At 69.0% G+C, this 26,548-nt stretch carries 20 protein-coding genes; 14 read left to right on the top strand and 6 right to left on the bottom strand.

From position 1 onward, the window contains the following. From K6142_RS16460 to K6142_RS16445, 4 genes are all read left to right on the top strand, one after another. Positions 1–413 (top strand): hypothetical protein (locus K6142_RS16460; protein ID WP_223380948.1); only part of this gene is annotated, 413 nt, incomplete at its 5' end. A 454-nt stretch (positions 414–867) separates the two neighbouring features. After that, positions 868–1,911 carry a M15 family metallopeptidase gene (locus tag K6142_RS16455; protein ID WP_190243759.1) on the top strand — a complete coding sequence of 348 codons (1,044 nt, stop codon included), beginning with the start codon at positions 868–870 and terminating at the stop codon, positions 1,909–1,911. Next, positions 1,908–3,449, top strand: coding sequence for a M14 family metallopeptidase (locus K6142_RS16450; RefSeq protein ID WP_190243758.1), 1,542 nt, complete (start codon positions 1,908–1,910; stop codon positions 3,447–3,449). Before K6142_RS16455 ends, K6142_RS16450 begins: the two co-directional genes overlap by 4 nt. Before the next feature lie 183 nt (positions 3,450–3,632). Continuing rightward, positions 3,633–4,508 carry a MarR family winged helix-turn-helix transcriptional regulator gene (locus K6142_RS16445; RefSeq protein ID WP_190243757.1) on the top strand — a complete coding sequence of 292 codons (876 nt, stop codon included), beginning with the start codon at positions 3,633–3,635 and terminating at the stop codon, positions 4,506–4,508. Between the two features lie 196 nt (positions 4,509–4,704). Here the strand turns inward: K6142_RS16445 and K6142_RS16440 are convergent, their stop codons facing one another. Further along, a complete protein-coding gene (locus K6142_RS16440; protein WP_190243756.1) occupies positions 4,705–5,691 on the bottom strand; it encodes a helix-turn-helix transcriptional regulator in 987 nt (328 codons plus the stop codon). A 549-nt stretch (positions 5,692–6,240) separates the two neighbouring features. On the opposite strand from K6142_RS16440, the gene der reads away from it, so the two are divergent. From der to K6142_RS16415, 5 genes are all read left to right on the top strand, one after another. Then, positions 6,241–7,761, top strand: a complete 1,521-nt coding sequence (der, locus tag K6142_RS16435) for a ribosome biogenesis GTPase Der (protein WP_190243755.1) — start codon at positions 6,241–6,243, stop codon at positions 7,759–7,761. 265 nt (positions 7,762–8,026) lie between these two features. After that, the gene (locus K6142_RS16430) at positions 8,027–8,905 is read left to right on the top strand and encodes a cache domain-containing protein (RefSeq protein WP_190243754.1); all 879 of its coding nucleotides are present in this window, start codon (positions 8,027–8,029) and stop codon (positions 8,903–8,905) included. 139 nt (positions 8,906–9,044) lie between these two features. After that, positions 9,045–10,142: an ABC transporter substrate-binding protein gene (locus tag K6142_RS16425; protein WP_190243753.1), complete on the top strand. Its 1,098-nt coding sequence runs from the start codon at positions 9,045–9,047 to the stop codon at positions 10,140–10,142. After that, positions 10,130–10,909: a GTP-binding protein gene (locus K6142_RS16420; protein WP_190243752.1), complete on the top strand. Its 780-nt coding sequence runs from the start codon at positions 10,130–10,132 to the stop codon at positions 10,907–10,909. Before K6142_RS16425 ends, K6142_RS16420 begins: the two co-directional genes overlap by 13 nt. Next, positions 10,906–11,748 carry an ATP-binding cassette domain-containing protein gene (locus K6142_RS16415; RefSeq protein WP_223290220.1) on the top strand — a complete coding sequence of 281 codons (843 nt, stop codon included), beginning with the start codon at positions 10,906–10,908 and terminating at the stop codon, positions 11,746–11,748. The genes K6142_RS16420 and K6142_RS16415 overlap by 4 nt, the downstream gene beginning before the upstream one ends. Positions 11,749–11,885: 137 nt before the next feature. Here the strand turns inward: K6142_RS16415 and K6142_RS16410 are convergent, their stop codons facing one another. The 3 genes from K6142_RS16410 to K6142_RS16400 form a co-directional block, all read right to left on the bottom strand. Beyond that, entirely contained in the window at positions 11,886–12,374 is a 489-nt protein-coding gene (locus tag K6142_RS16410) for a hypothetical protein (RefSeq protein ID WP_190243751.1), read from the bottom strand. Positions 12,375–12,580: 206 nt separating this feature from the next. Then, a complete protein-coding gene (locus K6142_RS16405) occupies positions 12,581–14,392 on the bottom strand; it encodes a methyl-accepting chemotaxis protein (RefSeq protein ID WP_190243750.1) in 1,812 nt (603 codons plus the stop codon). 327 nt (positions 14,393–14,719) lie between these two features. After that, complete coding sequence (locus K6142_RS16400) at positions 14,720–15,112, bottom strand: MucR family transcriptional regulator (RefSeq protein ID WP_190243749.1); 393 nt, start codon at positions 15,110–15,112, stop codon at positions 14,720–14,722. A gap of 426 nt (positions 15,113–15,538) precedes the next feature. Between K6142_RS16400 and K6142_RS16395 the strand changes: the two genes are divergently transcribed. The 5 genes from K6142_RS16395 (at position 15,539) to K6142_RS16375 (ending at position 22,074) form a co-directional block, all read left to right on the top strand. Continuing rightward, entirely contained in the window at positions 15,539–15,796 is a 258-nt protein-coding gene (locus K6142_RS16395) for a hypothetical protein (protein ID WP_190243748.1), read from the top strand. Beyond that, positions 15,793–17,499: a cobyrinate a,c-diamide synthase gene (locus K6142_RS16390; RefSeq protein ID WP_223290219.1), complete on the top strand. Its 1,707-nt coding sequence runs from the start codon at positions 15,793–15,795 to the stop codon at positions 17,497–17,499. Before K6142_RS16395 ends, K6142_RS16390 begins: the two co-directional genes overlap by 4 nt. Next, a complete protein-coding gene (locus K6142_RS16385; protein WP_190243747.1) occupies positions 17,490–18,227 on the top strand; it encodes a precorrin-8X methylmutase in 738 nt (245 codons plus the stop codon). The genes K6142_RS16390 and K6142_RS16385 overlap by 10 nt, the downstream gene beginning before the upstream one ends. 308 nt (positions 18,228–18,535) lie before the next feature. Continuing rightward, positions 18,536–21,583 carry a DEAD/DEAH box helicase gene (locus K6142_RS16380; RefSeq protein ID WP_190243746.1) on the top strand — a complete coding sequence of 1,016 codons (3,048 nt, stop codon included), beginning with the start codon at positions 18,536–18,538 and terminating at the stop codon, positions 21,581–21,583. Beyond that, the gene (locus K6142_RS16375) at positions 21,580–22,074 is read left to right on the top strand and encodes a hypothetical protein (RefSeq protein ID WP_190243745.1); all 495 of its coding nucleotides are present in this window, start codon (positions 21,580–21,582) and stop codon (positions 22,072–22,074) included. The genes K6142_RS16380 and K6142_RS16375 overlap by 4 nt, the downstream gene beginning before the upstream one ends. A 314-nt stretch (positions 22,075–22,388) precedes the next feature. Here the strand turns inward: K6142_RS16375 and K6142_RS16370 are convergent, their stop codons facing one another. After that, the gene (locus K6142_RS16370; RefSeq protein ID WP_190243744.1) at positions 22,389–23,612 is read right to left on the bottom strand and encodes an OmpP1/FadL family transporter; all 1,224 of its coding nucleotides are present in this window, start codon (positions 23,610–23,612) and stop codon (positions 22,389–22,391) included. Between the two features lie 383 nt (positions 23,613–23,995). Continuing rightward, entirely contained in the window at positions 23,996–26,311 is a 2,316-nt protein-coding gene (locus K6142_RS16365; RefSeq protein ID WP_190243743.1) for an ATP-binding protein, read from the bottom strand. Positions 26,312–26,548: the final 237 nt, after the last annotated feature.

The following is a 26,548-nucleotide window of genomic DNA, read 5'->3' as shown; positions in this document are numbered from 1 at the left end:
CGGTGGTGCTGCCCGGCGGCGACATCATTCGCTACCGTTTCGGCGACAACGGCATGCCCTTCATGGTGTTGCGCAACGACGCGCCCGGCGAGGAATACCAGTGGCTCGACCCGCTGCGCCTGGCCCGCTTCCGCGACCACCGCACCGGCTCGGACTACACTTTTCATTACGGCGGGGGCCGCGTGCCCGAGGCCGTCACCGTATGCGGCCCGGCACTCGACAATCTGGAAGGGGGCCTGCTGGACCTGTCCCTCTTCCGCAAGGCCGGGGAACCCGCCGCGCCGCAGCGTTCCGTCACCTTCCGCATCGGGTGCGACCAGGTGGGCACGCCAAAGGCGCTGCTGGACCCCGATGGCCGTGTGGTGAAGCGCATGGAATACGACAGCTTCGGCAGGCCGAAGCGAAACGGCTGAAACTCACACCCAAAACAAAGACCGGCAAATAACCCGTCCCGACCTGCGCAGGTGCCGCCGGTGCTGCCAGTACTGTCTACACTGAAGGTCACTCCGGACGTGCCATCCGGCTTGGCGACCTTCGGCTCCCACAGGCAAGTACCGCTGGATGCACGGCCTTCCCCGCCCTTTGAGTTCCGCGCGGATTTCGGATAGGGTTCCCCCGGCGCATGGCGGTGGGGCGCGGCTCGTCCGGGCTTCATCCAAACGTCGCGGGACACTGCCGGTACATCCTGCGGCAGGTCCGGCTGGCTAAGCAGGTTCGGGCAGCACCGGACCGCACGCCCAGCGCATCCCGTGCCGCAGCCGTGCCGCGTCCTGTCCGCATCCGGAGTCGCTTACGGCGACACCACCGGGACAGCGCAACGCGCATCCGGCATCCGGGACCACACTTTCGGGGACACGCAACGGGCACATGAACAGACGACGGTTTCTCATCGCCGCGTGCGCTTGTGCGCTGCATCTGGCCGCCATGGGCACCGCCCTTGCCGGGCCTGCAGTCCGCCCCGCCCTGCGGCGCGGCAGCGGCCCGCTGGGGTCCGCCACATCCGCCACATCGGGCGCATCGGGCGCATCGGGCGCCGGGTCTTCCCCGTCCCCCATGTCGGGCGCTACCGCGCCTGCCCCGTCGGCGTCCGGTATCAAGGGTTCCACCCCCCCGCAGGACGACGACCTTGTCGCCCAGCAGTCGGACCATTCCGGCGACCTGGACGCCCCCCCAGGCATAGACGACGCCGTGCGCGACTACCTGTTCAAGATGCGCCGGTTCGACAGCCCCCACCCCAGCGACATCACCCTGCCGCCCCAGCGCATTCCCGTGCTGCACGCCGCCACCGACAGGTTGGGCCGTCTGGAGCGCACCGTGGGGCACGGTTTCTTCTACCTGCTCGGCTTCGACGACGCGGTGCGGGTGGCCCGCAGTTACCCGGCTGTCGGGGCCTTCAGCCCGCAGGAGCTGGCCCTCATCGACGAACTGTTCCATGCGGACGCATCCGCCTACGGGTTCATGGGCATGAAGCCGCTGAACTCGCTGACCGCCACCATCCCCTCGCGCGAGGTGTACAAGGTGCCGGGCATGGGCAACTACGTCTACCAGGGCGAACCGCGCACCACGTGGGAAACCATCCGCCGCCTGCTGGGCGAGGACGTGGTGCTCACCTCCGGCGTGCGCGGCATCATGAAGCAGTTCCACCTGTTCCTCACCAAGGCATCCACCAACGGCGGCAACCTGTCGCTGGCCTCGCGCTCGCTGGCCCCGCCGGGGTATTCGTTCCACGGCATAGGCGACTTCGACGTGGGCCAGCGCGGTTACGGCGCGCGCAACTTCACCTCTGCCTTCACCGCCACCCCGGTATTCCGGCGGCTGGAGGAACTGGGTTACATCACCCTGCGCTATCCGCAGGACAACATGCTGGGGGTCCGCTTCGAACCCTGGCACATCAAGGTCGCCACCGCATGATGACGCACCGCAACGCACCGCGCACCTCCGCACGCCGCCGCGCCATACGCCCCTGGCTGTACTGCCTTGCCGCGCTGCTCTGCCTGCACGCCGCGCCCGCGCTGGCGGCATCGCCCGCCCAGGCCAAGCGGCCCGCCACCACGCAGGCCGTGGCCTCGGCCAGCCCCGCGCCCGCCGCCATCACCACCGTCGACCTGGCCAAGGCCCCGCCCCGCCACACCGAACTGGACTTCAACCTGTACAAGCTGGGCACCGGCAACGGGCCCACCGTGCTGGTGGTGGGCGGCATACAGGGCGACGAACCGGGCGGCTTTTCCGCCGCGTCGATGCTGGTCACCCATTACGCCATCACGGGCGGCTCGGTGTGGGTGGTGCCCAACCTCAACTTTTCCAGCATGGTCAAGCGCTCGCGCGGGCCCAACGGCGACATGAACCGCAAGTTCGCCGCCCTGCGCAAGGACGACCCGGAATACGACACCGTCAGCCGCATCAAGGACATCATCCTCGACAAGCAGGTGGACATCATCCTGAACCTGCACGACGGCAGCGGCTTTTACCGCCCCAGGAACGAAGGCCCCATGCGCAACCCCATGCGCTGGGGACAAAGCGTGATCATCGACCAGGCCACCCTGCCCGGCGCGCGCCACGGCGACCTTGCGGCCATGGGTCAGAAGGCCGTGCGCGAGGCCAACGGCGGCCTGCTCAGCCCCATGCACGAGTACCACCTGAAGAACACCCGCACGGCGGAAGGCGACCACGAGATGGAGAAGACCCTGACCTTCTTCGCCATCCGCCACGGCAAGCCCGCCTTCGGCATAGAGGCCAGCAAGGACTTTTCCACCGAACAGCGCGCCTACTACCACCTGCGGGTGCTGGAATCGTTCCTGCGCCAGATGGGCGTGGGCTTCAAGCGCGACTTCGCCATGACCCCGCGCGGCGTGCTGGCCGCGCTGGAAAGCGACGTGGCCGTGGCCTTCTTCGACCAGCGGCTGTACCTGCCGCTGGACGACGTGCGCGCCTCGCTGGGGTACATTCCGCTCAAGAAGGGTGAAAAGGTATCGTTCACCGCCACCAAGCCCATCCTGGCCGTGGTGGACGAGGACGACGGCTACCGGGTGTTCTACGGCAACCGGGCGCTGACGCGCATCACCCCCGAATGGCGCGAATACACAGACGGCCCCGGCTCGCTCTCGCTGGACGTGGATGGCCGCAAGCTGGTGGTGCCCTTCGGGCGCATGGTCAGCGTGCGCGACACCTTCACCGTGCACCCCGTGGACGGCTTTCGCGTCAACGCCATCGGCGCGCAGGTGGCCCGGCCCGACGCACGCGACGACAGCGAATGCGATGTGCCCATCCGCAAGAAGGACTTCCAGAACCGCTTCTCCATCGACAAGTCGGGCAACATCTACCGGGTGGAAGTGTACCGGGGCGAAAAGTTCGCGGGCATGATCCTGGTGCGCTTCGAAAGCGGGGGAAAACCCGGCAAGCGCGACATGCGGCCTTCGGTGGCCGGGCGGGAAAGTCTGCTGGGCTACTAGCCCTGCAACGCAACAGCCCGAAAACATCAGGAAGCCCCTTGCCGCCACGGCAGGGGGCTTTTTCCGTTCCAGGCTGCGCCGAAAATTATTTCGGCACCTAATAAATTCCCCTTGACCCCGCCTGCCGGATGCCTGTATCCGTCTTGTTAGGCACCTAACCAAAGACAGATCAAGGAGACACACATGAACGTTTCCACCACCGAAAAACTGTTTCACCAGTTGCATTACTGCATGAACCTGCTGCACCGGGGGCACGGCCCGCATGGCGGTCGCGGCGGCGCGCATCGGGGCCAGGGCCGGGTTCTCGCCATGCTGGCCGAGCGGGACGGGCTGAGCCCGCGCGACCTGGCGGCCCTGCTGCGCGTGCAGCCGCCTTCACTCAGCGAACTGCTGGACAAGCTTTCGCGCGATGGCAGCATCGAACGCCGCCGCCACGAGGAAGACCAGCGCATGAGCGCCGTGTTCCTGACCGAAAAGGGACGGTCCATGGTGGACGAGGTGCGCCAGGCCCGCAAGGACGCGGCGGAAGCCACCCTGGCCGGTCTGACCGCAGAGGAGCAGGAAAACCTTTCCGCCTTGCTGGACAAGCTCATCGCCTCGCTGGAGGCCAGGGACGGCGAGCCCGGGGCCTGCCGCCGCATGGGCGGGCACGGGCATGGACACGGCAGGGGCCGCCACGGCTGCTGCGGGGGCGAGGACGCCGCCCCGGACGATCATGAAGGGCACGGCGGCCGTCACGGGCATGGCCCCCATGGACATCACGGCCCGCATGGGCAGGGCTGCTGCCATGCGGCGCACGGTCCCGACGGTGCCCAGGGCCGCGCCGATGCGGAAGAGGGGCGCGGCGGATGCTGCGGGCATGGCCACGGAGGTCATGGTGGCCACGGGGGACGCGCCGGACATGGCGGACATGGTGGCCGGGGAGGCCGGGGCCGTCACGACGGGTTCGGCCCGCACGGCCCGCACGGCGACCGGGGGCCGGACGCCGAAACGTCCCCCGCTGCCCGCGACACCGGCGCGCCGGAAAACTTCACGCCGGACACGGAACGCGACGCCTAGGCACGGCGAACCTCCGCGCACATCCACAAGAAAAGGGGCACCACGGCCACAGCCGGAGTGCCCCTTGGCTTTTTGCGTGCCATGCTGCGCCTTGCGGGGCATGGTCGGGTCGGGCGCAATAGCGCGCGCCAGCTTCAGGATGTCGTGCCCTGCCCACGTGCGCCGTCGCGGACCGCCCCCCCCCTCCAACGCCGCCTTACGGCGCGTCCCCGGGAAACACCACCCGCCCGGCCCGCGACAGGTCGTACCCCTCGAAGCCGTCGGCCAGGGCGCGGAAGCGCGCGTCCACCAGCATGCCCAGAAACAGCTGCACCCCCCGGTCGAAATAGCGGGCGCGGGGCACCAGCAGGTCGAACCGCTCGCGCTGCACCGGCACGAAGCCAAGGCCCAGCAGCCCGGCCACGGCGCGGATGCCGGGGGCCGCGTCGGCCCGGCCCGCCAGCACCTCGATGCCCGCGTCCAGATGGCGGCGCACCTCTGTGCCGTAGCCGGGAATGCGCAGGGGGTCCGCCCCCACGCGGGAAAGTTCGGTGTCGAACAGCAGCCGCGTGCCCGTGCCCAGCGGCCTGTTGACCACCCGCAGCCCCTTGCGCACGATGTCGCCCGCGTCGCGCACGGCGTTGGGATTTCCGGGGGCCACCAGATAGCCCTGCTCGCGGATGCAGAAGTTGACCACCGCCGGGGCCTCATCCAGCTCTTGCCGGGCGTGGCCGAAATTGTAGTCGCGCCCCGGCTTGCCCCCCGTGCCGCCGCCCGCCGGGGCCGAGCCGGGTGCGGCAGGTTCCGCCGCGTGGCCGGGGCCGCCCTCCATCAGGTGGCTGGCCGCCATGTGGCACAGCCCCTCGCGCATGGCCCGCAGGCCGCCCATGCTGCCCAGGTTGGCAAAGGCCGCGATGTGGCCGGGGTTCAGGTCCGCGAACAACCCCATGGCCTTGTCCAGCAGCAGGTCGTTGCTGCCCGCCAGCACCAGCACGCCGCCGCCCGGCTGCACCGTGCCGCCCGCGCGCTCCGGATGGTTCACGGTGTTGTTTTCCAGCCACTGTTCCACCAGATGCGCGGGGAACAGCCACTTGCCGGTCACCTTGGTGGCGGGCAGGCCCTTTTCGGTGATCAGGCTGTAGACCATCTTTTCGTTGACGCCGAGCACCTTGGCCACCTCGCGGGTGGAAAGCAGCTGCTTCACGGATGCGCCTCCTGCGGGCTTGCGAACGGGGAGCGGAGGGAATGCGGTGCGCGGGCCGACACGGCATGCCGGGCTAACGATGCCACGCCACCTTGGCGGCCAATGTAGCCGCACTCGCCCGGCGGTGCAACGCATGGCGCCGGAATGCCATCCTTCCCGCGGTCAGGCGTTGCGTGGCGCCCGCGCCACTCGGCATCAGGCCGCGCCGCCCCGCGCCACTTCGCATCTAGTTCTTGCCATCATGGCGCGCTTGGGGTAATGGGCACACTCCCGTTACGCGCCCGTCATTCCAAACTCTCGCTGATATCTCGCCGATATCTCGCCAAAAGTTCGCCGGTCACGCGTGAACGCGCCCGCCAGGCAGCGGCGCGGATGCCGCACAAGGCCCGCGCCCCGGCTGCAACCACCGGCACATCGAAAATTTCCGCACGCACCCGCCCGGCCCCGTGTGCCGCATTGCGCGACGCGCCCCGCCGGGCTACGCTGTGCCCCATCGGCGGCCCTGCCGCCCTCCCGTCATCCCATGTCATCCCACAGTCAGAGAACGCCATGCCCATAGCCCAGCCCCCCGCCCCGTCCGCGCCCGTCACCACGCACCTGCCCAAGATCGCGCTGGTGGGCCGCCCCAACGTGGGCAAGTCCACCCTGTTCAACCGGCTCATCCGTGCCAACCGGGCCATCACCCACGACCGGCCCGGCGTCACCCGCGACCGCATGGAAGGCCAGGTGCGCTCGCGCGGCAAGCAGACCTTCGCCATCGTGGATACCGGCGGCATCACCCTGGACGCCCACGCCGCCGTGGCCCAGGGGCCGGAAGGCATCCGGGGCTTCGAAGCGGAAATCCTGCGCCAGGCCGAAGCCGCCATGGCCGAAGCCGTGGGCATCTGCCTGGTGGTGGATGGCCGCGACGGGCTGACCCCCTTCGACGAACACCTGGCCGCCCACCTGCGCCGCGCGGGCAAGCCCGTGCTGGTGGTGGTGAACAAGGTGGACGGCGTGGAGCGCGAAGACGAGATGCTGGCCGAATTTCACGCCCTGGGCTTTCCGCTGCTGCCCGTTTCCGCCGCGCATGGGCACAACGTGCGCGTGCTGGAAGACGAAATGCGCGAAATGCTGCCCGACGAGCCCGAGGAAGAAGGCGCGGCAAACGGCGAAGACGGCGACGACGCGGACGACCTTGATGCCCCCGAGGGTGAAGGCGACGCGGACGCCGATGGCGCGGAAGACGGCGAACCCGCCGCCGAGGCCAAAGGCCCCGCCTACGACCCCACCCACCTGCGCCTGGCCATGCTGGGCCGCCCCAACGCGGGCAAGTCGTCGCTGGTCAACGCCCTTACCGGCCAGCAGCGCATGATCGTCAGCGACATGGCGGGCACCACCCGCGACAGCGTGGACGTCAGCTTCGAGTCGGGCGAGCAGACCATCACCTTCGTGGACACCGCCGGGGTGCGCCGCCGCTCGCGCATCACCGATTCGGTGGAGCGTTACAGCGTCAACGCCTCGCTCAAAAGCACCACCAAGGCCCACGTCACCCTGCTGGTGCTCGACGCGCTGCAAGGCGTCACCCAGCAGGACAAGCGGCTGGTGGACCTGCTGGACGAACGCAAGACGCCGTTCATGGTGCTGGTGAACAAGATCGACCTGGTGCCGCGCAAACTGATGCCGGACCTGGAGGCCTCGTTCAAGGGCATGCTGGAATTCTGCCCCCACGTGCCGCTGCTGTACGTGTCCGCCAAGTCGGGCAAGGGGCTTGGCCCCGTGCTGCCCATGGCGGAGCGCGTCCGCGCCGAGTGCCATGTGCGCGTGGGCACCGGCCAGCTCAACCGGGCCATGGAAGAGGTGCTCACCCGCCACCAGCCCCCGGTGGTGCGTCGGCTGCGGCCCAAGTTCTTCTACCTGACCCAGGCGGAGACCAACCCGCCCACGTTCGTGTTCTTCGTCAACGATGCCGACCGCATCCAGACGCCGTACGCCCGCTACGTGGAAAAGGCCCTGCGCAGGATGTTCCGCATCGAGCACGCCCCGATGCGGGTGCGGTTCCGCTCGTCGCACAAGAAGAAGGGCGAATAGCACCGCCCGGCCCGCCATCAGCCGGGCCACGCCGGATACCGGACACGCCCTCCCCTGCATTCTTCCGCCCCAAGGGGCCCGCATCGGCCCGTGTCGGCCCGCCACCTCTGGCAACAGAGGGCGGGTCGATGCGGGCCGATTGCTTTTTTCCGCCCGCCATCCCCACCTCCTTCGAGACAGTTTTTCTTTTCTGCCACCTGCCACTCGGACAAGCCTTCACCTTGCGGCCCATCCCGGCTACAGTGCTGGCCGACAGGAGGCCCCCATGCCCCAACCATCCCCTTCCCCGACGCCGTCGTTTCCCCCGCCCTTTCCGGAACAGTTGCTGGAAGTTGTCCACAGGCTGGCCACCCGCGCCGGGGCGATGTTCCTTGCCGCGTGTGGCGCCCTGGGCCGGTTTCTGGCGCGCCACGTGTCCGGCCGAGTCTTTTTCCGGGCCCTGCTGCCCGCCGCCGCAGGCCTGTTCCTGGCCCAGTGCACCATGGCGCCGCTGTCCGCCGTCACCGCCGCGCGCGAGCAGACCCTGCTGACGGAAGCCCGCGACAGCCGCCTGGCCGCCACGGTGACCGCGCTGGCCCAGGCGCTGGGCGAACTGGCCGCCACCCAGCCCGACGAAAACGCCCGGCGCGAACTGCTGGTGCGCGCGGTGGACCCGGTGCGCACCAGTGCCGCCCACTGGGATTACGTGTTCCTTTCGCGCGGGACGGTGAACGTGCACACCCCCACCCTGCCCGACGCGGGCGGCGTGGACTTTGGCGGGGCCACCGACGTGCACGGGATGCGCTTCGTGCAGCGCATGATGGACACGGCCCGTTCGGGTGGCGGCTTTACCGAATGGACGGCGGACCTTGGCGAGGGCCGCTCCGAGGCGCGCAGGGCCTACACCCTGGCCGTGCCCGGCACCGACTACTGGCTGGGCGCATGGGCCCCGGCGGCGGTGGGATCGAAAAAGCCGGGCACAGGCGTGGCCGGGCAGGCCGGACAGGTGGGACAGGCGGGACAGGCGGAGCAGGCCGAGCCCACCGGCGCGCCCACCCCCCGCGCGCTGGAATTCCACGCCCTGCGCCTGGGCTGGCTGGCCGCGCTGGGGCTGGCCCTGCTGGTGGGGGTGCTGGCCCGCCGCCGCGAGGCCGCCCAACGCTGATACTTCGTGTCCATGCCGCCTGCGGCATGCCGCTTGCTGTCGTCGGTTCCCTGCCCCGCGCCGCGACACTTTCGTCGCATGGCGCCATACGCCGCGTCGCACGCGCCGTTTTTGTCGCTTCCGACACAGGAGCCGCCGCATGAAAAACCTCGACGACCTCATCCGGTCAGTGAGCCGCATGGCTGACGAGGACCGCCAGCCGCCGTCCCCGCCCCTGCACCCGCCCCTGTCCCCGCCCCTGTCCCCGGCAGACCTGCTGTTCTACGCGCCCTGCCCGGTGAAGCTGGCGGTGAAGGACGCCCTTGACGCGCTGGCTGACGCGCACACGGGCACGGGCGACTCCCTTGCCGTGCACATTCCCATGGGCTGCACCTCGGTGGACCCGTACGACCCGCTGCACAGGGAAACCGACCCCGACCGCCTGCCGCAGATCATCGCCTCCATCGGCTTCGGCGACTTCTTCCGGCGCGGCTTCGTTGAACGTTTCGTCGATGCGGGCGTGTTCGCCGCGCCGCTGCCCGCGGGCGTCACCCCCATGCACCACGCGGCGGGCATCGTGGACCCGGACGGGCGCTATCTGGTCTACGGGCTGACCCCGTACATCTTCCTCATCGACCGCAAGCGGCTGGGCGACCTGCCCGTGCCACGCCGCTGGGCCGACCTGCTGGACCCGCGCTACGCCGGGCAGGTGAACATGTGCGGCGACGGCGACGACATGGCCGACGCGGTGCTGCTGTCCCTCCACAAGGACTTCGGCATGCAGGGCATTGCCCGGTTTGCGGCCAACACGCGCGGGCTCATGCATTCCTCGCGCATGGCCAGGTCCGGCGGCGCGCCGCAGGCCGGGGGCATCTACATCCTGCCGTACTTCTTTGCGGAAACCACCCGCCAGCCGGAGCACATGCAAACCGTGTGGCCAGAGGATGGCGCGGCGGCCAGCCCCCTGTACATGCTGGCCAAACGAAGCGCCCGGCCCCGGCTGGACCGGCTGGTCGACTTTTTCGCCACGGGGTTCGGCCGGATAGAAAGCGCCCGCTGGTTCCTGCCGCTGACCGGGCCGCTGCCCGAAAGCCTGCCGCAGGGCGCCGCCATCAAGTGGATTGGCTGGGACTACATCCGCGCCACCGACATCACCGCCCTGCGCGACCGGCTGAACGGCGAATTCCGCCTGCTGGTGAAGGCGCGCGCGGCAGACGCCGGACACGGGCCTACCGGAGACGCGGCATGCGCCTCGTGACCGTGGCCGGGCCGCCCTCGTGCGGCAAGACGGCGGTGCTGTCCCGCGCCTGCGGACTGCTGGCGGCGCAGGGGGTGCACACGGCGGTGATCAAGTTCGACTGCCTGCAAACCCGCGACGCGGACGCCTACGCGGCGGCGGGCATCACCGCCGTGGCCGCGCTGTCCGGCGGGCTGTGCCCGGACCACTTCTTCGCCACCAACCTGGAAGAGGCCTGGGACTGGGCCGCCGGGACAGGGGCGGAGTGTTGCGTCATCGAGACCGCCGGGCTGTGCAACCGCTGTTCGCCCCACCTGCGCGGGGCGCTGGCCCTGTGCGTGGTGGACAACCTGATGGGCATCGACGCGCCGGAAAAGATCGGCCCCATGCTGCGCCTGGCGGACATGGTGCTGGTGACCAAGGGCGACCTGGTCTCGCAGGCGGAACGCGAGGTGTACCGCCACCGCATCCGCCAGATGAACGGGCGCGCGCTGATCCGCCACATCAACGGGCTGACCGGGCAGGGCTGCCAGGAACTGGCCACGGTGCTGTCCCGCGCGCCGGACATCGCCACGGTGACGGACATGCGGCTGCGCTTCGCCATGCCCGCCGCCGTGTGCTCGTACTGCCTGAGCGAGACGCGCATCGGCGCGCGCTACCAGAAGGGCAACGTGCGCAAGGCAGAGTTCGCCGCCGTGCCCGCGCGCGACCCGGAGGGCGAGGCTGCCTACGCGGCGGGCGGGCCGGAGGAGCCCCGTGAACCGGGCATATCCGGGGAGCGCCCATGACGTCTCCAACCCGCGCCAACGCCCCCAATCCGGCAAACACCCTCAATCCGGCAGACGCCACGCCTCCCGCCACCAGTGACGCCCCGGTGCTGCGCACCCTCACCGTGCTGGCCGGGCGCGACAAGTCGGGCCGCGCCGAACACGCGGACGTCACCTTCCGCCCCGGCGAGGTTACGGCCCTGCTCGGCCCTACCGGCTCCGGCAAGAGCCGCTTCTTGTACGACATCGAATCGCTGGCCGACGCGGACACCCCCTCCGGCAGGCGCATCCTGCTGGACGACGCCGCACCCGACGCCGACCGCCGCTTTGCCCTGCAAGGGCGGCTGGTGGCCCAGCTGACCCAGAACATGAACTTCGTGCTGGACATGCGCGCGCTGCCGTTCATCCGCATGCACGCCGAAAGCCGCGCCGTGCCCGACCCGGACGCCACGGCCCGCGCCGTGCTGGCGGCGGCCAACGACCTTGCGGGCGAGCCGTTTGCCGATGACGCCCAGCTCACCCAGCTTTCGGGCGGGCAGTCGCGCGCGCTGATGATCGCCGACGCGGCCCTGCTCAGCTGGTCGCCGGTGCTGCTCATCGACGAGATCGAAAACGCCGGGGTGGACAAACGGCGCGCGCTGGACCTGTTGCTGCGCAGCGACAAGATCGTGGTCATCGCCACGCACGACCCTGTGCTGGCCCTGTCCGCCGACCGGCGACTGGTGTTCGAGCACGGGGCCGTGCGTTCGGTGCTGCACCGCACCACCGAGGAAGCACGCCTGCTGGCCCGCGTTGCGGCCATGGAGGACCAGCTTTCCGACATCCGCGCCCGGCTGCGCCGGGGCATGCCCGTGGCCTGAGGCCGGGCAGCGACCAGAACGGCTGCTGCGCCCCTTGCCGCACGCGCCTGCGGCAAGGCACGAAAAAGATCGACGCCCTTCGGAAAGCATCCGAAAAGGCGTCGGCAAGCGCACACGCATGAAAGGGAAAGCGGGGCCTACCCGCTGGTGCCGGTGGGCAGGCCCGGCAGCACCAGGGTGCGGGGGCCCGTCAGGCGGGCCTTGACCTTGCGGTAGGTTTCCGGAAGCACGCCGAAGCGGTAGGACCACAGGGCGCAACGGTCGCGGGCGTCGCAGGTGCGCACCTCTGCCCGTTCGCCGCCGCAGCAGGCGATGCAGTAACGGCGGATTGCCCGCACGGGGCGTTCGTCGGGCAGGGTCTGGGCGATGAGCGGCAACGCGCCCGGCAGCGGGTTGCCGACAGACGAACCGGTGGAGGCACCGGCCACGGGGTCCGTGTCGGCATCGCCGTCCCCTGCGTGGTCGTGCCTGCCGCCGCCATTGGACCCGCCCGCCACAATGCCCGCCAGCCGCCACGCGTACAGGCCGCAGCCCCTGTCCGGGCACAGCCGCACCTCGCGCGCGACACCGCCCTGACAGTCCAGGCAGAAGCGGCGGATGGCGCGGATGGTCTTCACGTGCGACATGGCTCCTCCCCTACACGGTTTCGCCCGGCCCCGCCACGGGTTTATGCACTCCGGGCGGTGGTTTTCCGCCGTTTTGCGCCGCGTTCCGCACCCGTCGCCGCCAGCGGAAATCCTCCCTGCGGCGGCACCCCCGCATGCCCCATGCAAACGGCCCGCACCCCCGAAAGGGCACGGGCCGCGATCATGCGTGGATATGACGCCGGGCGTCAGTTGGACGAGCCGTGGGTCAACTGATCGATCTGCCTCTCCAGGGCCTTGGCCAGCCCGGCCAGCTTCAGCACGGCCCCGGCGGCCTGGTTCATGCCCTCTGCCGTTTCCGAGGCGATGCGGCTGATGTCCTCCACCGCGCGGTTGATCTCCTCGCTGGTGGCGGACTGCTGCTCGGCGGCGGTGGCGATGGAGCGTACCTGATCGGAGTTTTCCTCCGAAAGGGACACGATGCTCTGCAACGCCTGCCCCGATTCACGGGCCATGCGCGTGGCCTCGGTCACGGCGGCGGCCGCCGTCTCCATGCCCTTGATGTTGTTGCGTGCCCCGGCCTGAATGGACTGGATGGCCTGGCCCACTTCCTTGGTGGCGTTCATGGTCTTTTCGGCCAGCTTGCGCACCTCGTCGGCCACCACGGCAAAGCCGCGCCCGGCGTCACCGGCGCGGGCCGCCTCGATGGCGGCGTTCAGGGCCAGCAGGTTGGTCTGGTCGGCGATGTCCGAAATCACGTCCATGATCCGGCCAATGTCCTCGGCCTGCTTGCCGAGGGTGGTCATTTCGCCTTGCAGGGCCTGGGCCTGCTCGTGCACCTGGCTGATGGCCTCCACCGCGCCGCTGACCACCCGTTCGCCCTCCTGGGCCTTGGATTTGGCCTCGTCGGCGCTCTGGGCGGAGCTGCCGGAACTGCGCGCCACCTCGAGCACGGTGGCGTTCATTTCCTCCATGGCCGTGGCCGTCTCGCCTGCGCGGGCGGACTGCTGCTCCGCCCCGGCGGAAACCTGTTCCACCTGGGCGGACAGGGCCTCTGCCGCCAGCGACACCTGCTGGGCGATGGTGGAAGCCTCTCCGGCCACCGAGGTCATGCGCTGCAACAGGTCGTTGACCCGGGCTTCCTGCTCGCGGGCCTCGGCCAGGGCCGCTTCCGCGCGGGAGGCGTGGGCGTCGGCGTCGGCGCGGCGCTGGTCGGCTTCCTGCATCTTCTGCTTCAGGTTGCCCACCATGGTTTCTATGGCGCCCTTCACTTCGCCCAGTTCGGCGGCGTAGTCGCCCTCGGCGCGGGCGTCCAGCGCGCCCCCGGCCACCTGCCCGGCAAACTGGCGGATGCGCAGCAGCGGCCCGATGATGCCCCGGTTCAGGATCACCCAGATCACCGCGAACAACAGCGCCAGCACCAGCAGGGTCCACCCGGCAACGGCAATGCGCGCCTGCGTGACCTGCTCGTGCGCCTTTTCCAGCGAACTGATGACCACGAAGGCGCCATGGGTCTCGCCCGCCTTCCAGCCTTCCTTGGTGCCCCCCACCACGTCGGGGGTTCCGGCCTGGTCGCCGTGGCAGAACAGGCAATCCTTGGTCAGCTTGATGGGGCGGAAATAATAAATCTTGTCAGGCGTGCGGATGATCTTTTCCGCCAGGTTGCCGCGCTCCATCTCCTGCATGGTCGAAAGTTCCAGCGGAGTGGGCGTGTTGGCGGGGTTGCGCGGCTGCACCTTGGGCACGCGGAATTCGTAGCCCGCCTGCGCGGCGTTCTGGGCGGCCATGCGCATGGCGGTGACCACGGGCACCGCGTCCATCACCTTGTCCTTGGGCAGTTCGTCCAGCGGGCGCATCAGCCCGATTTCGAGCTTGCGGCCCATCTCGTTGCGGGTTGCCTCGGCCATGAGCACCACGGCCCGGCTTTTCTGGAGAATCGCCTCTTCAGCCCCGGTACGAATGTCGTCCACGCGCTGCCAGGCCATGATGGCGGACACGATGACCGGCCCGGCCAGCGCCACGATGAGGATTTTCCACTTCAGGCTGAGATTGCGAAACATGGCCCCTCCCAGGGATGACGAACATGCGCGCCTGATATTCACGGCGCGTCAAACGCGGGCGTAGCGCTATCAGGAATCACTGTCAACAAACAGCAACAGGGTTTCCCGCAGGTTCCCTGCAAGAGTCTTTCTTCATGGGTGCTTATCGGCAGGAAGCCGGGCAGCACTTTAGCCGGGACATGCTTTTTTCCGGTGACGATCCGCATCCTTCTCCGGAATGCCACCATGCCCGGCAGGAGGGGGGAGGGGGATGAAACCGGGCCGACCGCAAAAAAAAAGCGGGCGCCGCAAATCGCCCGCTCCGTTCTTGTCGGCCGCTGCGCGAGGCTACGCCCCGCGGCGTTCCCACAGCTTCATGTCGCGCATCTTCTTGCGACGTTCACGCTGCAACGACTTGCAGACCAGCGGAGTGCCCTTCTTGTAGCCGCACTTCTCGCGGTACGTTTCAGGGGTGAACCCGTGCGTCGCCAGATGCTTCTTGGTCAGTATCTTGAACGACTTGCCGCACTCGCAGCAGGTAATGGACTTTTCCTTGATGGCCTTCTTGGGGTCCATTGCGGCGCCATCGCCGCTCTCGGGCAGCGCACCACCTTCGCTCAGGGTCCGGATGCCTTCCGCAAGGCGCCGGACCATGGTGGTGATCTCGTCTTCGGTCATGGTCCGGACACTGGCCTGCGCCTTCACGATGTCCAGAGCCTCCTTCAGATAACTCTCCGTCATTGCCGCTCCTTTATTGTTTGATGAATATGAGGCATGCACGAAACTCGTTTCGAACCTACGACAATCCTTCCTTCGGGGTCAACCACAATCGGTTGCGTCTTCATGCGGCGCAGCACGGCGCATTTCGAAACCGGCCCGCGATGCACGCACCATGCGGATGATGCAGAGCACTCACTGACGCAACAACACGCACGGTATCCCGCCATGTGCAATTGCCAGCACGAATCGTCCCGTGTCGGCCATACGGGCATGTCGCGCACCGCAAGGCGCGCCACATGCCCGTTGCGGCCGCGCGACCTGCACGCGGGCGGCCACTGTTGCATGCCACACCAGTATCTGCGTCACCGGGACGCCGTGCCGCCGCAGCGCCTGTGGACCTTCGCCGCCAAAGCCCGTACCATGCGGCAAACCCATCGGGAGCACCGCATGAAGTACATCATCTTCGAAGACTTTTCCGGCCACCCCGTGCCGTTCATCTTTCCGCACCGGGTGGACCACGCGGACATGCGCGAACAGCTGCCCTACACCCGCGTGCTGTCCGCCGGATACGTGGACATGGTGGACGGCGTCTTCCGCTGTCACGGCGGCGCGCCGGAGTTGCAGGTTTCCGCGCGGAACGAGGACGCGGCCATCATCGCCGCCAAGTTCGCCCCCCGCCTGCCCGGCGAGGCCGACATCGCATGACCCGCCCGGCGGAGCGCGACGCGGCGCCCACGCACTCCTCCATGCCCTCCACCCCACAGCCGCCCGTCCGCATGCCCGTCCTTGTGGTGGCGGGCACCCACAGCGGCTGCGGCAAGACCACGGCCACGCTGGCCCTGATGGCCGCCCTGACCAGGCGCGGCCTGCGCGTGCAGCCCCTGAAGGCCGGGCCGGACTACATCGACCCCGGCCTGCATGCCGCCGTAACCGGCCGCCCCGGCTGGAACCTGGATGGCTGGATGTGCGGCCCGCAAGGGGTGCGCCGCTCGTTCGCCCGCGCAGTGCGGTCCGGTGAGCCGCACGGACCGTCGAGCAACGCGCCCCGCAACGCACCGGACATCGCCGTCATCGAAGGCGTCATGGGCCTGTACGACGGCGCATCCGCCGACGGGGGACAGGGCTCCACGGCAGAGGTGGCCGCCCTGCTGGACGCCCCGGTGCTGCTGGTGGCCGACGTGCGCGGCATGTCGCGTTCGGCGGCGGCGCTGGTGGGGGGCTACACCCGGTTCGATCCGGCCCTGCGCTTTGCCGGGGTGGTCTGCAACCGGGTGGGCGGCCCCGGCCACCGCGACCTGCTGCGCGGGGCGCTGGCCACCCATTGCCCGGAAGTGCCCCTGCTGGGCCTGCTGTCTCGCGATGAAGCCCTTGGCCTGCCCTCGCGCCATCTGGGGCTGGCCCAGGCCCACGAACTGGAATGGGCGGCCCTTGCCACCCGGCTGGCCGACTGGTTCGAGGCCGGGCTGGCCGCTGCCGGGCAAAGCCTGGACGGCCTGCTGGCCCGCTGCACGCCCATGGCATCCATTGCGTCCGGGACAGACGGGACAGAGACAGACGGGACAGACGGGGCCTCAATGACATCCGGGGCACCTGCACCCGACGCCCCACACGCCACGGCGGATACCCTGACCACGCCATCGCCCGCCCCCGCGTCCAACTCCACCCGCGCCACCCGCGCCACCGCCGCGCATCTGATCGAAGGTCCGGCGCGCCGGGTGCGCATCGGCATCGCCCGCGATGCGGCCTTCTCGTTCCTGTACCCGGAAAACCTGTTCCTGCTGGAGGAGGCCGGGGCAGAGCCGGTGCTCCTTTCACCGCTGGACGACACGGAACTGCCACGCGGCCTCGGCGGCCTGCTGCTGCCCGGCGGCTACCCGGAACTGCACGCCGCGCGCCTGGCCGCCAACGCCCCCATGCTGGCCGCCGTACGCGCCCTGGCCGCACAGGGTCGACCGGTGCACGGGGAATGCGGCGGCTTCATGTACCTGATGCGCTCCATCACCGACACGCACGGCACCCGCCATGCCATGACCGGCTGCCTGCCCGCCCGGTGCCGCATGGATGCACGGCTGCGCGCCCTGGGCTACCGCGAGGCGGAAACCCTGCACGGCTCACCCTTCGGCCCGGCGGGCACGGTGCTGCGCGGCCACGAATTCCACTATTCGCACCTGGAGACCGCACCGGAAGAGACGCCCTTCGGCCCTGTCGGGCAATCCGGGCAATCCGGCCAATCCGGCCAATTCATGTGGAACCTGCGCGACCGCAACGGCACGCCGCTGGCCCCGGAAGGGCTGTGCGCGGGTTCGGTGTCCGGCTCTTACGTGCACCTGCATTTCGGCTCCAACCCCGCCGTGGCGCGCGCCTTCGTGGCTGCCTGCGCCGCCCCCGGAGACATCCCATGCCCCTGACCCCCGACGCCCCGGCAACCGGCGCGGCCTCCGCTTCCGGCTCCATCGACGCGGACCCGCGCCTGCAACCCGCCTTCACGCCCGACGCCATCGAGGCCCGTTCCTTCGCCATCATCGACGAGGAAGCAGGAGAACCCAAGCCCTTCACGGGCCGGGCCTGGGAGGTGGCGCGGCGGCTGGTGCACACCTGCGCCGATTTCGACATCCTGCCCCACCTGCACCTGCCGGATGCGGCCATAAATGCCGGTGTGGCCGCCCTTGCGCGCTGCTGCGCCATCTACACCGACACGGAAATGGCCCGCGCGGGCATGCCCCTGCGCCGCCTTGCCCCGTTGGGCTGCACCGTGGCCTGCCTGCACGCCCTGCCCGGCACGGCGGAACGCGCGCAGGAACGCGGCACCACCCGCGCCCGCGCCGCCATGGAACTGGCGGGCGACCGGCTGGGCGGGGCCATCGTGGCCGTGGGCAACGCCCCCACCGCGCTGCTGGCACTGCTGGACCATCTGGCGGCGGGCGGCCCGCCCCCGGCGCTGGTGGTGGCCATGCCGGTTGGCTTCGTCAACGCTGCGGAATCCAAGGAACTGTTTCTGGAACGTGCCGCCGCGCTGTCCCAGTACGGCCCGCAGGGGCTGCCCTGCCTGGCCCTGCGGGGCCGCAAGGGCGGCTCGCCCCTGGCCGCCGCCACCGTCAACGCCCTGGCGGAAATGGCCCTGCGCGAACGGGGGTGACCCTGCCGGACATTTTGCCCCGTCATGCCCCCGAAGACCTGCCCGTCGCCGTCCTGTGCTTCGTCGCCATGCACGCCGCCGTCATGCGCGGTGGCTGGCACACCCGGCGCGTCCGGCACACCCGGTACGCCCGACATACCCGGGCCATGCCGTTTCGGCCCCATTCGATCCGATTCGATCGGGGTGACTGCCTCTCACGTTCTTGCGCAACAGGCACACCCTTTGCTATCCTATACGACAGGCGTTTCGTTCCCTCGCCGGAATGACGCCACATCGCACCGGCCTCGCCGGTCCAACAAGGAACCTGCATGACCCACGATCCACGCCTTGAGGGCGACGCGCACTCGGCTGCCGACACCGACGAAACCCCTTCGTCCGCGCCTGCCGCTTCCGATGTGCCCGCCCCCGCCGTCGCTGACACCCCCGGCACCACCGCCGCCGACACACCCGGCACCCCGCCCCCCGTGGCCGCTTCCGACGCCCCTGCCGAAGGCACCCCCACCGAAATTTCCGATCCCGCGCCCGCAATTCCCGCAGACACCGCAGACACCGCAGACCCCACCGCTCTCGCTGCCCTTGCGGACGACGAAGACCCGGCCCTGCGCCTTGCCGCCGAGATCACCCGCATCGACGAGCCCGAAGACGCGCTGCCTCCGGTGACCCTGGCCGACCTGCCCCCCATGATGCAGGAGGCCGCCGCCCGCGCCGGGTGGACCAACCTGATGCCGGTGCAGACCCGCGCGCTGCCGTACATCTTCGCCAAGCGCGACCTGATGGTGCAGTCGCGCACGGGCAGCGGCAAGACCGGGGCCTTCCTGCTGCCGCTGCTCGAACGCCTGTCCCCCGACGAACCCGCCGTGCAGGCCCTGATCCTGGTGCCCACGCGCGAGCTGGCCTTGCAGGTGGAATACGAGGCCCGCGTGCTGTTCGAGGGCACCGGGCTGAACGTGGCCGCCGTGTACGGCGGCGTGGGCTACGGCAAGCAGATGGACGCCCTGCGCGACGGCGCGCACCTGGTGGTGGGCACGCCGGGCCGCGTGCTGGACCACCTGCTGCGCCGCACCATGAACCTGGACCGCATCCGGGCGCTGGTGTTCGACGAAGCCGACCGCATGCTGTCCATCGGGTTCTACCCGGACATGAAGGAAATCCAGCGCTACCTGCCCAAGCGCCGCATTTCCGCGTACCTGTTCTCCGCCACCTACCCGCCCCACGTGCTGAACCTGGCGGGCGAGTTCCTGAGCGAACCGCGCATGCTCAGCCTGAGCCACCAGCAGGTGCACGTGGCCCAGACGCAGCACCTGTATTGCGAAACCAAGCCCATGGACAAGGACCGGGCGCTGGTGCGCATCATCGAGTCCGAAAACCCCACGGCGGCCATCATCTTCTGCAACACCAAGGCCAACGTGCACTACGTGACGGCGGTGTTGCAGGGCTTCGGCTACAATGCCGACGAACTTTCAGCCGACCTGACCCAGGCCAAGCGCGAACAGGTGCTGGGCAACCTGCGCAAGGGCGGGGTGCGCTTTCTGGTGGCCACCGACGTGGCCGCGCGCGGCATCGACATTCCCGACCTTTCGCACGTCATCCTGTACGAGCCGCCGGAAGACCGCGAATCGTACATTCACCGCGCCGGGCGCACCGGTCGCGCGGGTTCGGCGGGCACGGTCATCTCGCTTGTGGACATCATCCAGAAGCTGGAACTGCAGCGCATCGCCAAGCACTACAAGATCGACATCCAGCATCGGCCCACCCCCGACGACGAGTCGGTGGCGCGCATTGCCGGTGACCGGCTGACCGCCCTGCTGGAAGCGCGCCTGCGCGCCCGCACCGGGCTGGAACGCGAACGGCAGCAGCGCTTCGCGCCGCTGGCCCGCGCCCTGGCCGGGGACGACGAGCAGCTTGCGCTGCTGGCCATGCTGCTGGACCAGTACTACCAGGAAAGCCTGCATGCGGCCCCGCCCATGCCCGCCACCGCCCCGGCCCCCCGACAGGACCGCCGCCGCGAAGAACGCCGCGATGACCGCAGGGATGAGCGCCGTGATGACAGACGGGATGAACGCGACGGTCGCGAAGGACGCCGTCGCGACCGTGACCGCCGGGACGAACGCCGGGACGAGCGCCGGGACGATCGCAAGGACGAGCGGCGCGATGAACGCCGTGACGAGCGCCGGGACGAGCGTAAGGACGAACGCAAGGACGAGCGGCGCGAAGAACGCGCACCCGTCGCAGCCGCAACGGACGCCCCCTCCGGCTCCGGCAGCCCGGAACAGCACGCGGAACAGCGTGAAGACGACCAGGCCCCCCGCGAAGGGCGCCGCCGGTCGCGCCGGGGCCGTGGCCGCAAGCGCCGCCGCGATGCCGAGGCCCGTGCCGCGCAGGAAGCCGGACAGGCCGCCGACGCCACTCAGGATCACGCGGACGACATGACGGACGACGCTGACGATGCATGGGATGGCGGCATGACCGCCGCACCCGAAGCACCCGAAGCGCCCGAAGCCCCCAAGACGTCGCCCGAAGCGCCCAGACAGCGCAGGGAAGCCCGCCCCGCCAAAACCGATGCACCCGTTGCATCCGTTGCATCCGTTGAGGACGAGGCGGAAGACGCACCGGCAGGCAAGCCCGCCAAGGCCAAGTCCGCGCGCCCTGCCCGTGGCAAGGCCGCCAAGGCTGCCCAGGCGACCGAGTCCGCGCCCGACAATGCGGATTCCGACGCTCCCGACGCCCCCAGTTCCACGGAAGAGACCGCTGACGCCAAGCCCGCGCGCGGCGCACGCCGTGGCAGGGGCAAGGCCGAAGCCGCCAGCCCCGAAAAGGGCAAGGCCGCGTCCGCGGGCAAGGCCGCATCCGGCGGCAAGCCCCGGTCCAAGGCCCCCGAAAGGGACGAGGACGAAGACGACGGCATGCCCCTGCTGCTGGAAGACTACCTGAGCGAAGATGACGACCGTCTGGATGACGTGCGCGGCTCCTCTGCATCGGTAGGCAGCGTGTTCGGCCAACGGCTGCCCACCGGGGCCAAGGCGCAGGCCCAGCCCGCTCAATCCGCCCGATCCTCTCAGTCCTCGCGATCCGGGGGCAAGGCCGCAGCGAAGCCCAAGGAGGCCCCCAAGGCCGCACCGGCACCGGTACAGCCCGTGCTGACCCAGGCCCTGGAAGGCTCCGGCGCGTTCGACGACGAGTTCGACGAGGACTTCGACGACCAACCCGGCGGAAACGACGCCAGTGACGCCGCCACCGGCAACGCGGCCACGCCCGCCAAACGCCGCAGGCGCCGCCGCCGCAAAAAGCCCGCCGGGGCCGCGACCGAAGGCGCGGACGCCGGTGCGGCACACCACGCGGAGGCCGACGCCGAATGAGCGCCGGGCCGCTGCCGGGCATGAGCGCATCGCCCGCCTATACCGTCGACGAGGTTCTGGACAACTTCGCCGCCCTGCTCGATTCCTTCGACTTCACGCCGGAAATCGACGCCATGGGTATCGGGCGCATGCAGTTCATGCGGCGCAAACGCGCGTTGCAGGATCTGCGGGCCCTGTTCATCGCCCTGTGGCGGCTGGCCCTGCGCAGGTCGTTCCCGGACGACTTCGAGGTGATCTTCGAAACGTTCCTGGAACGCTTCCAGCAGGCGCCCACGCGCAATGCCGCCCGTCAGGAGGCCACCGCGCTGACCGAAAAGGTGCGCGGCTACGTGGGCATGCTGGAGCACAAGGGCGATACCGACTTCTCCGAGGCGGCCCACCACCTGGTTTCCCTGCTGTCGCTGGGCGATGCCGAGGCCAAGACCCTGCGCCTGCGCCTGGCCCTGCACATCCGCGCCACGTACAAGCTGATCTTCGACAAGCTGATCTAGGCTCGGGCCGCAATCGGCCACTTGCCCCCACGATACGGCAAAGGGGAGGAACCTCGCGGTTCCTCCCCTTTGCATTTTCGAACGTATTTAACCAGCACCGCTAAAGCACACCGCCGAAGGCGGTGTCGGCACAAGAGGATTTTTTGTTTCCTGCCGAGGAAGACCGGCTTTTCATGAAGGGAGTGCGGCAGCCGTCAGGCGAGCTTGAGAGCCTTACGGATGGCGACCGCAACGCGTACTCTTTTCGTACTCGACCGGAATGAAAAGGCGGCCTGACGACGGCAGAAACAAAAAGGCCCTTGTGTCGGCGCCGCCTAGAATTCCCAGCCCGCGGAAAGCCCAACGAGATGCGCATCCCCATCATGGAAGCGCACGTCGTACACGGTGCCGTCATCGCTGCGCACCTCGCCGTCGCGCCCCTTGATCCACAAATAGGTGTACGAAACGTCCACCCGCCACGGCCCGTCATGCAGGCCCACGCCCACGCTGTACAACTGGCGGTCGTTGGCGGGCACCAGAAAGTCGAGATGGTCGGGGTTCACGGGTTCGCAGTCGTAGACGTAGCCCGCGCGCAGGTCCACCATGTCGGTCAGGCGGTATTCCACGCCAAGGCCCAGCCGCCACACGTCGCGCCATTCTGTGGTCTTCAGGCTTTCGGTCACGCCGGGGGCCAGCGGATCGCCGTAGCCGATGCGCAACTCGTCGTAGCTGCTCCAGAAGGTGCGGGTCACGTCCACGGCCACGCTCCAGCGGTTGTCCGGCTCCCACGCCACGCCCACGCGCACTTCGCCGGGCAGGGTCACGGAGCCTTCGGCATCGGTGTCGTTGAACATGCCGGGCAGGGCCGCGCCGTTCTTGTCGAAGGTGGCCCGGCCTTCAAGTTTTTGCTTGATGGGCGTGCGGAAGCTGGCCCCCAGGGCCACGCTGTCGGTGGCCTTCCACCAGGCGCCGCCGTTCAGGCCGAGGCCGGTGGCGTCACCCTTGACCCGCCCGTCGATATCCGCGCCGGGCATGGGGGTGATGGCCTTCTTCTGGTCATACTCGAACCACATGGCCTCGACGCCGAAGCCGAACGCAAAATCGCCGTGGCGCACGCCCAGCACCGGGTTCACCGACATGGACTGGATGTTCACCGACTGCAATTCGGTGCGGCCCGCCCAGCCGGACGGGTATTCCGTGCCCAGGCCGAAGCGCGAGAAGGTGCCCACGCCCAGAAACAGGTTGTCGTTGATCTGGGTGGTGGCGTAGGCGTGCGGAATGGTCCACATGTTGGATTCGGTATCCGTGGAACCTCCGTTGACGTCTGCGGTCACCTGCGGCGCCACAACGGTGACCCCGGCCAGGGTTTGCGTGCCCTCCAGCTGGGTGACCAGGGCGGGGTTGAAGGCGATGGACGAAGGGTCGGCCCGGCGCGCCGTCATGGCGCCGCCCAGTGCGTTGCCCCGCGCGCTGAATTCGTACATGGCGAAGCCCGCGGCTTCGGCAAAAGGAGACCATGCCGCGACGCAGAGCAGCGCGGCCAGAAGAACACGGAACACAGTGCCTCCGATATGCATGCGGCCGGAAATGGCCGTGCGACAACCCGGCGCGCACGCCGCCCGAAACCGGGCCGCGTTCCCTCGCGCGCCAAAGGCGGGCGGCTGTTGGCCGCCCTTGTCCACATCGTGCAGTGCCGAGCGGAATCACTTAGAAACATTTGCCTGTGATGGCAAGCAGGAAGGTGTTGGGGGGCGCGGCTCCGCGGCCTTTTGCGGCATGGCCCGGACAGGACGCGGACAGGGCAGGGGGGGAGAAGGCACAGGGGGCAGAAAGCGCCGGGCGGGGCAGCCGAAGACGCCCGCCTCCGGCTGGCACCGCGCAAAAACGCCGCGCTTGCGGCGCGGCGTCAACAAAAAGCCGGGGGAGAATGCAGAGGCAGACCCTACGTCGTCACGTGGCGCTGATCCACCGGCAACCGCAGGGTGAACACGGTGCCCCGGCCCGGCTCGGATTCCACGGTAAAGGTGCCGCCGTGGTTGGTGGTGATGATGAAGTACGACACCGAAAGCCCCAGGCCCGTCCCCTCGCCCACGCTCTTGGTGGTGAAGAACGGCTCGAACACCCTGCGCCGCACCTCCTCTTCCATGCCGGGGCCGTTGTCGGCCACATCAATGCGCAGCATGCCGCCTTCGTGGCGCAGGCTTACCGAGATGCGCGGCGGGTCGGGCCTGTCGCCGCGCAGGTGCATGGCCTGGGCGGCGTTCTTGAACAGGTTCAGCAGCACCTGCTCGATTTCGGTGGGCATGCAGGGCAGGTCGGGCAGGTCTGCGGCAAAGTCGCGCACGATGTCGATGTGCCGGAAGTCGTACTTCTTCTTCAGGTCGTAGTCGTTGGCCGCCAGTTCCAGAGTGCGGTCCACCAGATAGGGCAGCGACACCCGCTGCCAGCGCGATTCGCTGCGGCGGCTGAATTCCAGCATGTTGGACACGATGTTGGCCGCGCGGTTGCCCGATTCGCGGATGCCTTCCAGAAAACGCAGGATGCCCCGGCGGTCCAGGTAGCCCCGGATGGAATCCATGGAGCAGCCCGACTCTTCAGCCGCCACCACGTTGGGAGCGAAGTCCGGGTCCAGCCTGCGCTGGATGTTCTGCGCCCCTTGCAGGATGCCGCCGAGGGGGTTGTTGATCTCGTGCGCCATGCCCGCCGCAAGCCCGCCCACCGACAACATCTTTTCGGTCTGCACCATCATCTCCTCGATGCGGATGCGTCCGGTGGTGTCGTCCAGGCGCACCACGGCGCCAAAGCTGCCCCGCGAAACCACGGGGTAGATGACGATGTCGAAGTAGCGGGTGACCCCGGGACCGGGCACGGGCGTCTTGTCCAGCGCAATGGTGCCGCCCTCGGCGATGGACCGGCGGATTTCGTCCAGCAGAAAGCCGAAGTCGGGCAGGGCCTCGCCCACGGGGCGACCGAGCACTGCGTCGCGCGACAGGCTGGTGACGCGTTCCGCCGTGCGGTTCCACAGGGTGATGCTGCCGGACTGGTCAACCCCCACGATGATCGAGGGCATGGCGTTCAGGATGTTGTCGAGGTTGTTCTTGGCCTCGCGCAGTTCCTGCTCCACTTCCTTGCGGGTGGTGATGTCGGTATGGGCCCCGGCCATGCGCACGGGCACCCCGTTGACGTCCCACAGGGCCGCGCCGCGCCCCAGGATCCAGCGGTAGCTGTCGTCCTTGTGGCGCATGCGGTATTCCACCTGAAACTCGGGCACGCGGCGGGCAAGGTAGTCGTCGTGGGCGTGCAGCACGACATCCAGGTCGTCGGGGTGCACCCGCACCTTCCACTCTTCCAGCCGGTTGGGCACTTCGTGGTCTTCGTAGCCGATGATGGATTTCCAGCGCGGCGAAAAATAGACGGTGTTGGTGACGAGATCCCAGTCCCAGATGCCGTCGCTGGTGCCGCCCACCACCAGGGCGTAGCGTTCCTCGCTGGCGCGCAGGGCCAGTTCCGTCTGGCGGCGGCTTTGTATCTCGTCCTGCAACTTGGTGTTGATGGCGTGCAGTTCGTTTTCGCGCTGCTCCACCTGGCTGCACATGCGCGAAAAATTCTCGGCGATCTGGGCCAGTTCGGCATGGGCGATGGACCCCATGTCGTAGGCAAAATCGCCCCTGGCTATCTGGTCCATGCCGGATCGCAGCGCCTCCAGCGGGCGGCGCAGAAACACGCGCAGCAGCATCCCGGTGGAAGCCAGCAGCACCACCAGCACGCTGCCCATGATAAGGGCGCTGGCCTTCAGCAGCCGCTCCAGGCTGCGCCGGTACTCTTGCAGGGTGACCACCATGGACACCCGGCCAATGACTTCCGACTCGAAGCGCACGGCCCGTTCGCGAAACACGGTGGCGTCGGCGTCCGCGCCCTTGCGCACCCGGAACAGGGTATTGCCCTGGGCGTCCTCGATGTGGATTTCGTTGATCAGTTCGTACTGCGCGAACACCGAACCGATCTGGTCCATGGTGCGCGCGTCGAAGTTCCACATGGGAATGGACAGGATGTCGGCCAGGCGGGTGATGTATTCGTCGGCCTTGCGGTCCACCTCGTGCAGCATGTCGCGCGAAATCTGCACGTAGACGAACGAGAACAGCGCCGCCACCACCACCAGCACCATCACCACGAGGCTCACGGTGAGGTCGCGCGACAGCGAACGCCCCTTGATGATGTCCGGGACGGAGATTCCTTTGCTGGCGGTGGTGTTGCTCATGCGCGCGTCATGTCCCCGTCGCCGGTCTCGGAAGGGCCCGGCCCGCGCGCGGCACCCCATGCGGGGCGCGGGGCGGGCGGCGGCACATCGGCCTTCCGGTTTACGGCAGCGTACACGATGCTCCAGGCGATGGAAAGAGCGGCAGGACGATGGATGGGGCGGAAATGCGATTCCGGGCGGGGACTGGCTGCCCCCTTGTGCCCGGCCAGCCGGTGCGGGGCTCCGCCGGGGGCGCCC

It is taken from the genome of Nitratidesulfovibrio sp. SRB-5, assembly GCF_019931275.1.
GTDB lineage: Bacteria > Desulfobacterota > Desulfovibrionia > Desulfovibrionales > Desulfovibrionaceae > Cupidesulfovibrio.
This window is presented reverse-complemented; position numbering and strand designations above follow the sequence as displayed.